Annotated in this window: 8 protein-coding genes and 2 pseudogenes; 8 read left to right on the plus strand and 2 right to left on the minus strand. The window is 51.0% G+C overall.

The features are described from left to right. Positions 1–4: 4 nt before the first annotated feature. A complete protein-coding gene (gene hemA, locus GTPT_RS11760; RefSeq protein WP_025901880.1) occupies positions 5–1,261 on the minus strand; it encodes a glutamyl-tRNA reductase in 1,257 nt (418 codons plus the stop codon). 218 nt (positions 1,262–1,479) lie between these two features. Between hemA and lolB the strand changes: the two genes are divergently transcribed. From lolB to prs, 3 genes are all read left to right on the plus strand, one after another. Beyond that, positions 1,480–2,100 carry a lipoprotein insertase outer membrane protein LolB gene (gene lolB, locus GTPT_RS11765; RefSeq protein WP_025901879.1) on the plus strand — a complete coding sequence of 207 codons (621 nt, stop codon included), beginning with the start codon at positions 1,480–1,482 and terminating at the stop codon, positions 2,098–2,100. Continuing rightward, positions 2,097–2,951, plus strand: coding sequence for a 4-(cytidine 5'-diphospho)-2-C-methyl-D-erythritol kinase (gene ispE, locus GTPT_RS11770; protein WP_029991419.1), 855 nt, complete (start codon positions 2,097–2,099; stop codon positions 2,949–2,951). The genes lolB and ispE overlap by 4 nt, the downstream gene beginning before the upstream one ends. Before the next feature lie 125 nt (positions 2,952–3,076). Then, positions 3,077–4,024, plus strand: coding sequence for a ribose-phosphate diphosphokinase (prs, locus tag GTPT_RS11775; RefSeq protein WP_025901877.1), 948 nt, complete (start codon positions 3,077–3,079; stop codon positions 4,022–4,024). 130 nt (positions 4,025–4,154) lie between these two features. Here the strand turns inward: prs and GTPT_RS11780 are convergent, their stop codons facing one another. Further along, positions 4,155–4,421, minus strand: coding sequence for a DUF2583 family protein (locus GTPT_RS11780; RefSeq protein WP_025901876.1), 267 nt, complete (start codon positions 4,419–4,421; stop codon positions 4,155–4,157). 193 nt (positions 4,422–4,614) lie between these two features. Here GTPT_RS11780 and pth point away from each other — a divergent pair, with 193 nt between their 5' ends. From pth to GTPT_RS17105, 5 genes and pseudogenes are all read left to right on the plus strand, one after another. Continuing rightward, positions 4,615–5,202, plus strand: a complete 588-nt coding sequence (pth, locus tag GTPT_RS11785) for an aminoacyl-tRNA hydrolase (RefSeq protein WP_025901875.1) — start codon at positions 4,615–4,617, stop codon at positions 5,200–5,202. Positions 5,203–5,317: 115 nt separating this feature from the next. Then, positions 5,318–6,409, plus strand: coding sequence for a redox-regulated ATPase YchF (gene ychF / locus GTPT_RS11790; RefSeq protein WP_025901874.1), 1,092 nt, complete (start codon positions 5,318–5,320; stop codon positions 6,407–6,409). Positions 6,410–6,480: 71 nt separating this feature from the next. Beyond that, positions 6,481–7,446: pseudogene (locus tag GTPT_RS11795) on the plus strand (tyrosine-type recombinase/integrase). A gap of 326 nt (positions 7,447–7,772) precedes the next feature. Next, positions 7,773–9,077: a hypothetical protein gene (locus tag GTPT_RS11800; RefSeq protein ID WP_029991420.1), complete on the plus strand. Its 1,305-nt coding sequence runs from the start codon at positions 7,773–7,775 to the stop codon at positions 9,075–9,077. A gap of 261 nt (positions 9,078–9,338) precedes the next feature. After that, positions 9,339–9,731: pseudogene (locus tag GTPT_RS17105) on the plus strand (IS630 family transposase); the annotation flags it as partial. Between the last annotated feature and the right edge of the window lie 25 nt (positions 9,732–9,756).

The raw sequence follows: 9,756 nt of genomic DNA on the forward strand, positions 1-9,756 counted from the left end.
GGCATTATTCAATGCCAAGGCTGTCGCGTAAAATTTGCAGGCGTTCGCCATCGCCATCGCGGGCTGCCTGCTGAAGGGATTTGGTCGGGGCATGGATCAAACGATTGGTCAGTTTGTGTGCCAGGTCGTGCAGCACTTTAGTCGCATCCTGCCCTTGCTGTAATGCCTGCAAGGCCCGGGATTCCAGCTCCTCACGAATGAGATCCGCGTGCGAACGGTAATCACGGATAGTCGTGACCGCGGCCTGTGAACGCAACCAGGACATAAACTCGCCGCTTTCATAAACGACAATATTTTCTGCTTCCACGGCAGCCGCCTGACGCTGAGCCATATTCTGCTCGATAATGGTTTGCAGGTCGTCAACCGTATATAAATAAGCATTCGGCAGTTTGCCGACTTCAGGTTCCACATCACGGGGAACGGCAATATCCACCAGCAACATTGGCTGGTTACGGCGGGCTTTCAGTGCCCTTTCCATCATACCTTTACCGATAATAGGTAACGGACTGGCCGTAGACGAAATAATGATGTCCGCGTCCTGCAGGCGGGAAGTCAGTTCGCCGATTTCAATCACTTCCGCATCCACCTCATCTGCCAGCACCTGTGCACGTTCACGGGTACGGTTAGCAATGATCAGCTTTTTGACCTGGTGCTCGCGCAGGTGACGGGCCACCAGTTCAATGGTCTCACCGGCCCCGACCAGCAACACATTAACGGATGAGAGGGATTCAAAGATCTGACGTGCCAGAGTACAGGCAGCAAACGCCACCGAGACGGCACTGGCACCGATTTCGGTCTCTGTTCGTACCCGTTTTGCCACCGAAAAGGTTTTCTGGAACATGCGTTCCAGTTCACTGCTCAGTGCATGGCCGCGCTGCGATTCAGCAAACGCTTTTTTTACCTGGCCCAGAATTTGCGGTTCGCCCAGCACCAGCGAATCTAACCCGCTGGCAACGCGCATCAAGTGGCTGACGGCCGCGTTGTCCTGATGCCAGTAAAGACTTTCACGGACGTCGTCTTCCCGCAACTGATGGTAATCGCATAACCAGCGAACCAGTTGTTCCTGAATATCCTCATTTTCGCCGACACTGAGGTAAAGCTCAGTACGGTTACAGGTGGAGAGTACCACACCACTTTCTACCTGTGGCTGTGATAACAGGCTGTCCAGCGCTTTATCAAGTGTGTCCGGCCCAAAAGATACCCGTTCGCGCAGAGCGACAGGTGCCGTTTTGTGATTGATTCCGAGTGCTAGAAGCGTCATGGCAATTCTGGTTGGGTTGTCCCAATAATGTCAGGGTTATAGAGTTATTCTACAAGATGCAGCAGATCATGAAAAGCCATACAAAAGCTCAGACAGTAATAAGATTACGCCGAAGACAAAGAATAATCCCTGAATAGCATTGACGGTTAAATAGCATGGCTGTAGCGTTAACGGTTACGCTGCAAAAATACCATGTCCAGGGAGACGACTACGTGAGTATACTGAATCTTCGCCGGGGGGCGTTCTTACTGCCTCTGGCCAGTCTGTTGTTAAGTGCCTGTGCCACCCTGCCATCACAGGGGCCGGGCAAGAGTCCTGATTCTCCCCAATGGAAACAACACGTCAATGAAGTGAAGCAGGTGCAGGCTTTCCAGACCCGTGGTGCCTTTGCCTATATATCACAGCGACAGAACGTTTATGCCCGTTATAACTGGCAACAGAGCGCCAGTGACCGCTATCGGCTGATTTTGACCAATCCGCTGGGCAGTACCGAAATGCAACTGGATACCCAGGGCCAAACCGTACAACTGGTAGACAATAACGGTAAACGTTATACCAGCAACAATGCTTCTAAGATGATTTCTGAGCTGACGGGCATGAATATTCCACTGGAGAATCTTCGTCAGTGGATGCTTGGCCTGCCGGGCACCGCAGACAGCTTTACCCTGAATGATCACTACCAGCTGCGTACCGCCACGTATCAGCAGGACGGCCAGACCTGGCATGTGACTATCAATGACTATAAACAGGATGTCACCCCTGCCCTGCCGGCAGATCTCGAACTGACGGCCGGTGATCTGAAGATTAAACTGCGTATGGATAGCTGGAAACTGCAATGATCACGACCTGGCCTTCTCCCGCAAAGCTGAACCTGTTTCTGTATATCACCGGTCAGCGTGCCGATGGCTACCATGACTTACAAACGCTGTTTCAGTTTCTGGACTTTGGCGATACGCTGACGATTGAGACTACTCAGCGGGGCGCTCTGACACTGCACACCCCGTTTTCTGAGGTTGATAACGAGCATAACCTCATTATCCGGGCGGCCCGGCTACTGAAAACCACTGCGCTGGCGGACCAGCGCATTGAAGCTTCTGCCGGGGCTGAGTTTTCAATTGAAAAGCGCATCCCGATGGGGGGCGGACTGGGTGGCGGCTCTTCAAATGCGGCTACCGTGCTGGTGGCATTGAACCGGTTATGGAACTGCGGCTATTCTGCAGAGACGCTGGCGGCACTCGGCCTGCAGTTAGGCGCGGATGTGCCGGTCTTTATTGGCGGGCATGCTGCCTTTGCCGAAGGCGTCGGCGAGCGGTTAAAACCCGCCAGCCCGCCGGAGAAATGGTACCTGGTGGCCCACCCTGGCGTCAGCATTCCTACCCCGGCGGTGTTCGGTGATCAGGCACTAACCCGTGACACGCCACGACGCTCATTAAACCAGCTTATGGATGATCCCTGGCACAATGATTGTGAAGCTGTCGTAAGAAAACGTTTTCGTAAGGTTGATGAATTGCTCGTCTGGCTGTTAGAATACGCGCCGTCGCGCCTGACAGGGACAGGTGCCTGTGTGTTTGCCGAATTCGACACAGAGGAAGCTGCCCGTCGGGTCCTTGAACTCGCTCCTGAATGGATAACCGCCTTTGTCGCCCGTGGAATGAATATTTCGCCGCTGCAAGAACGCTTATCTGAGTGATCAGCGTGTGCGTGACAGTATCACCTGTTCCAGGTACTGCACGTATCGCATTTATACACCTGTGTGAATCTTCCCTGTGACACAGCGCAGGGAGTTCTCTGGACGTAAAGCCTGAGGTTTTTCTCGTGCCCGATATGAAGCTTTTTGCTGGTAACGCCACCCCGGAACTAGCGCAACGCATAGCCAACCGCCTATACACTAACCTCGGGGACGCCGCTGTTGGCCGTTTCAGTGACGGTGAAGTGAGTGTACAGATTAATGAAAACGTGCGCGGGGGTGATATTTTTATCATTCAGTCCACCTGCGCTCCGACTAACGATAATCTGATGGAACTGGTGGTGATGGTAGACGCTCTGCGTCGTGCCTCCGCCGGACGAATTACTGCCGTTATCCCTTACTTTGGTTATGCTCGTCAGGATCGTCGCGTTCGTTCTGCCCGTGTCCCTATTACTGCGAAAGTTGTGGCTGACTTCCTGTCCAGCGTCGGTGTTGACCGCGTTCTGACAGTTGATCTGCACGCAGAACAGATTCAGGGCTTCTTTGACGTCCCGGTGGATAACGTGTTCGGTAGCCCTATCCTGCTGGAAGATATGCTGCAACTGAACCTGGAAAACCCTATTGTGGTTTCTCCGGATATCGGTGGTGTAGTTCGTGCCCGTGCCGTCGCAAAACTGCTGAACGACGCTGACATGGCCATTATCGATAAACGTCGTCCGCGTGCTAACGTTTCTCAGGTGATGCATATCATCGGTGATGTTGCCGGCCGTGACTGCGTACTGGTTGACGATATGATCGATACCGGGGGCACGCTGTGTAAAGCGGCAGAAGCCCTGAAAGATCGTGGTGCGAAGCGCGTCTTTGCTTATGCAACCCACCCGATTTTCTCCGGTAATGCGCTGGAAAACCTGCGTAACTCAGTGATTGATGAAGTGGTGGTCTGTGACACTATTCCTCTGTCACCGGAAATCAAAGCCCTGCCGAATGTCCGTACTCTGACATTATCCGGCATGCTGGCCGAAGCGATCCGTCGTATCAGCAACGAAGAATCTATCTCTGCGATGTTTGAGCATTAATGATGCGCTGTCGTCAGCAGTAAAAAACCGGGCTATTATGCCCGGTTTTTTTATGCAGGTAATACGCTGCCTGGCATCCTGCACCGCGGTTTACACCCCACCGTTCCCCGCCGCAGTGAGGGCACTGTCACTATTTGTGACGCGGATGCAGACGACAACCGTCATAACGCAACAGAAAATACCGATCACAGACTTTTTCTCTGCCGCCGACCTGTGCCCCGGTCAGCCACAATAATGCCCCGAGAAAAATAGCAAAGATTGCCCCCCCGACCGCCAGTTCAGACAGATGCATCGACGGTAGCTGATTCATTACTGCGGCAACGATACCTCCGATCATAGCCACCATCCCTGCCCCCATCAGTACATTGCCGATAAACAGTGATTGTTTATGTTTCATGCCTGCTCTCCCGTCTTTACTACAGAAAATGTTGAATCGTTAAATAAATTTTAATTAACAACCTTAAAACACACTGCTACACAGATCACAAAAAAGCGATAAAATGAACACTCTGTGCTTTCGGCAGAGACCTTTGTACTCAGAGGCGACACACAGTAAACTAGGGGTTTGGAATAATGGCAGAGTATAGATTGTGAGCAGCATTAAACTGATCGTCGGTCTGGCGAATCCCGGTGCGGAATATGCCGCCACCCGACACAACGCCGGGGCCTGGTATGTGGATTTACTGGCCGGACGCTATAACCAGTCTCTCAAAGAAGAAGCCAAATTTTATGGCTACACCGCCCGCCTGAACCTGGCCGGAAACGACGTCCGCTTACTGGTTCCTACGACCTTTATGAACCTCAGTGGTAAGTCAGTGGCCGCGATGGCCACCTTTTATCGTATCGCTCCGCAGGAAATCCTGGTGGCGCATGATGAAATGGATATGCTGCCAGGTGTGGCGAAATTTAAACAAGGCGGTGGTCACGGCGGGCATAACGGCCTGAAAGATATCATCAGCAAGCTGGGTAATAATGCCGACTTCCACCGCCTGCGCATCGGTATCGGCCACCCCGGCGACCGGAATAAAGTGACCGGTTTTGTACTGGGTAAACCCCCTGCCAGTGAACAAAAACTGATTGATGAGGCTATCGATGAAGCCGCACGCTGTACCGAAGTGTGGCTGAAGGAAGATCGTCTGAAAGCAATGAACCGGCTGCACTCTTTTAAAGCCGGCTAAGGTTCGCCGGAAATCCGCGCCATCAGGGGCGGTTGTGTGTATAATGCGGCAATTTTTTTCAGTTCCGGTGGCAGTCATAAGCGCTGCCACCAATACGTTATAAGGTAACTCAAGCATGGGATTTAAATGCGGTATTGTAGGCTTGCCGAATGTGGGCAAATCCACTCTGTTTAATGCGCTGACAAAAGCGGGTATCGAAGCGGCAAACTTTCCGTTTTGTACGATTGAACCGAACACCGGTGTGGTTCCCATGCCTGATCCGCGTCTGGACAAACTAGCTGAGATTGTTAAACCTCAGCGTACTATCGCCACCACCATGGAATTTGTCGATATCGCCGGTCTGGTAAAAGGCGCGTCTAAAGGTGAAGGCCTGGGTAACCAGTTCCTGACCAATATCCGTGAAACCGAAGCTATCGGTCACGTGGTACGTTGTTTTGAAGATGACAACATCATTCACGTTGCCGGTAAAGTCAGCCCGGCTGACGATATTGAAGTCATCAATACCGAACTGGCACTTTCTGACCTGGATACCTGTGAACGTGCGATCCAGCGTTTACAGAAAAAAGCCAAAGGCGGCGATAAAGATGCTAAAGCCGAGCTGGAAGTGCTGGAAAAATGCCTGCCACAGCTGGAAAACGCTGGCATGCTGCGTGCCCTGGGCCTGGATGAAGACGAAAAAGCGCTGATCCGCTACCTGAGCTTCCTGACCCTGAAGCCGACCATGTACATTGCTAACGTCAATGAAGACGGTTTCGAGAACAACCCGTTCCTGGACCAGGTGCGTGAAATCGCCGCTCAGGAAGGTTCTGTGGTCGTTCCGGTCTGCGCTTCTGTCGAATCTGACATTGCCGAACTGGACGATGCTGACCGCGATGAGTTTATGGCTGAACTGGGTATTGAAGAGCCGGGGCTGAACCGTGTGATCCGTGCCGGTTACTCCCTGCTGAACCTGCAGACTTACTTCACCGCAGGTGTTAAAGAAGTCCGTGCCTGGACCATCCCTGTCGGCGCAACAGCCCCGCAGGCCGCCGGTAAAATCCATACTGACTTTGAAAAAGGCTTTATCCGTGCTCAGACCATCGCCTTTGATGACTTTGTTGCTTTCAAAGGCGAACAAGGTGCAAAAGAAGCCGGTAAGATGCGTGCGGAAGGTAAAGAATATATCGTTAAAGACGGCGATATTATGAACTTCCTGTTTAACGTCTGATTCGGTTCTGCTGTCTTATCAGGGGTTATTGACCCTGATTAAGACGGAACGGCCCCATAAAATCCACGCAGTTGCGTGGATTTTTGTTTTTACGGAGGCTGGATTCAAATGGTAACCAGACTCGTCAGTCAGACAAAATCCGCAAGGTCAATGACACTTCTAACACCTTTGAGCTGATCGCCAAAGAGTGGTTGCAGATGAAAGACTGGGCAGAGATCACCAAAAAGCGGCGACTGGATATGCTTGAACGTGTGGTTTCTCCCGCCATCGGTAAGCTCCCAGTCAGAGAGTTCACTCCACACCATATACTTAAAATTCTTCAGGAAACCGCTAAACGAGGCGCTCCGACTGTTGCCGCTGAAGCCCGTCGCAACATTTCATCAGTTTTTGAGTTAGCAGTCGCGACGCTTAGAGCTGATAGCGATCCAGTATGGCCTGTGCGTAAGGCGATTCCGGCGAATAAGACACAGCACAAACAGGCATTAAACCCACAGCAAATCGGGAAGCTATTAAGCTGTTTTGATAACAGTCGTGGCTCATACCAGGTTAACTATTGCATGTGGCTCATGTGGTGGGCATTAGCAGTCCTGCAGAAGCCACCGAAGCAGAATGGACAGAATTCGATCTTGATAACGCCCTGTGGACCATTCCAGCTACGCGAATGAAAGCTCGAAGAGAACACGTTATTCCCCTTCCCTCCCAGGCTGTCAACATGCTCAGAACGCTACAAGGATTAACCGGGCATCGACAGCACCTTTTTCCGGGGGGATTACCCAATGACATCGCACTCCCTCCGCCAGCTACTTAAAAGCCTCGGCTGGAGTGGCATTTATAGCCCCCATGCTACCAGAACTACAGGGAGTACGCGTTTGAACGAGATGGGCTATCGACCTGATGCTATTAAGGCGCAACTTGCGCACGCTGATACCAACAATGTTCGTCGCACTTACAACCATGCAACTTATCTTGATGAGCGTAAAGTGATGATGAAGGAATGGGCTGATATGTTGGACAAATGGATAGCAGAATTCGAGTAGAACTTACTGCACTTAGTGAACCACGGGCATAGAACTTATTCCTCAAGGTACACTTTGTGCCAGAAGCGACTCTTCATGCAGATATTGCTGTTTTGAGGTTAGAATACGCGCTGTATAGCAACTGCCCGGGAGCAATGCTGGAACAATAATGTCCGCTTCTAGCCAAAAACGGAACTTGCTTACATCGTGCTATATTAGTTTGCTGGGAGCAGGTCAGAAGAAACTAAGGATATGCATCAAACATTGGTCGGGATAAACATTAGAATGGCACTGATATTTTTTGTATTCTGAAAATTCACTGTCCTTCATTTAGATACATACTAAAAATGCTACTTCTTCTGAAATTCCTTCATCCTTATCTGATGTTTTCAAATCTGGCGGCCTGGGGCCTGGCACAGAACCTTGAGGGCCTCGGGCTATTTCACTCTATAAATGACCTACCTTTACAAGTCGGAAATGACGTTATCTATCCCTGGAATCTTAGCCCGACGCACGGCGTTAATGGATTATCGGGTTTAATGACTATCTTGCTCCTCCCGATCGCACTACTGAATATCCGTGCCGGATTTTACCTTAATCGGTGCATGGGCTGGATAAGCCTATTTCTCTGGATCTTGCCAGGGGCCTTTAGCCTGATGGGTTATGTTCCTGACTTTACTAGTTTCGGTCCTGATGTGTTCCGGTTTGGGAGCGGCTTTACGGGCAGTGTGTCTTCTGCGGCAGCCAATTTGCTTATCTCAATGGTTTCCGGCTGGTCAATCATTATGCTTTTCAGCGCGCTCTGGAAGAAAAATATCTTCAAAAATGCTTATGATCACATCTGGTACGTACTGGGTCTTACCGCAGCTCTTTATTACGTTACGGACAGCGGCCTGCCTTCCTATAAAGAGGACCTGTCTGAAGCTGGTGAACGCACCACCCTGATCATGCAGCACTATCGCAACGGCGAGCAAAACCTGGAAGATCTGTGTAAAGAACCGGACGTGATAAATCAGGTTCCAGATTTATGCAGCCTGGAGCCTGAGATGCGGTGGTCGTTACAGAGCAGCTTTGCTTCAAAAGATATTTTGCGCGCCAGAATAGATTTACCCGACTGGGTGACAAGAGTGGCATACGATCGGGGCATCGGCAAACAGATTGAGACGTTCAATGCTCTGGCATGTTCTGCGCATGTGTTCAGGGGAAACTGTGAGATTGTCCCCATCGAGATGGATCTTAGCGGTATAGATTATAAAACGCCCAGGGCCTTTCTAACCCCAGTCTATGCCCAGAGACTTCTGCGACTGCATGAATCCATGCAAAAAGCCGACTCACGCATAAAAGATATCGAGCAAGGGCATAACTCGCGATATTTTGTGTTTCTTATGCTGGCCTTTGTCGCGGGGGGGAAGCTTGCAAATACGTCCAGGTCGATGGTCAGCCATGATACGGTTCGCCCACGCTCATGGCTGCTCTCCGGTATAAGGTCTATCGTTCACAAGACGCTGCTGGTGATAAAGTTCTTTACAGCAGAACTGGTCTTGCCACTTCTGCAACGTCTGGTACAACGAGTTAAATGGCATACTACCCGCATTAAAAACAAAACGCCCAAAAGCGCGGAAGAACATTCTGCCTCCTCCGGTAAAGGGTAACCGGTTGACGATCGTGCTATGAGCTGAAGCTGGTGCGAGAAGAGCAGACCTGCAACGTATCCCAAGAGACTTGCCGATCGGAGGCCGGGCTGATTGCCATCAGGTCAAGTTTGCGAGACTTTTCCGGGGGGCTCTTTTTTCGTTTTTTTGCTTGGTTACTAAATAGCTGCGCAAAATAGTAGATCACTTAAAGGAAACTCAGTCCGGATTGTGCGATCTGATCAATCGCCAAACATCACAAATCACCAACCGGACTGAGCGATGCCAATCATAGCACCAATACCCCGTGACGAACGACGTCTGATACAGAAAGCTATCCATAAAACTCATGACAAAAATCACGCCCGCAGGCTGACTGCCATGCTGATGCTGCAACGTGTGGACAGTGTCAGCTCCCGCTCTGCTGTGCCCGTTCATCTGTGGGACGATGGATTAACTGGTTTACATTGTATGGCACTGAAGGACTGGTTTCTCTGCCTCCCGGTCGCGGGCGTAAATGGCCGTTTGAACAGATTTGTGCGCTGCTGATACAACTGGTGAAACGTTCTCCTGGTGATTTTGGCTACCAGCGTTCCCGGTGGAGTACTGAGCTACTGACAATAAAAAATCAATGAGATAACCGGGTGTCGGCTACATACGGGAACAATCCGCGGTTGATTGCCTTCTACCGGAGTGGTCT

Origin of the sequence: Tatumella ptyseos ATCC 33301, assembly GCF_000735525.1 — a bacterium.
Classification (GTDB): Bacteria; Pseudomonadota; Gammaproteobacteria; order Enterobacterales; family Enterobacteriaceae; genus Tatumella; species Tatumella ptyseos.

Bases quoted from the DNA above. Each gene is read 5' to 3' on its own strand.
- hemA (WP_025901880.1), bottom strand. From the start codon at position 1,261: ATGACGCTTCTAGCACTCGGAATCAATCACAAAACGGCACCTGTCGCT.
- ispE (WP_029991419.1), top strand. From the start codon at position 2,097: ATGATCACGACCTGGCCTTCTCCCGCAAAGCTGAACCTGTTTCTGTAT.
- GTPT_RS11780 (WP_025901876.1), bottom strand. From the start codon at position 4,421: ATGAAACATAAACAATCACTGTTTATCGGCAATGTACTGATGGGGGCA.
- ychF (WP_025901874.1), top strand. From the start codon at position 5,318: ATGGGATTTAAATGCGGTATTGTAGGCTTGCCGAATGTGGGCAAATCC.
- GTPT_RS11800 (WP_029991420.1), top strand. From the start codon at position 7,773: ATGCTACTTCTTCTGAAATTCCTTCATCCTTATCTGATGTTTTCAAAT.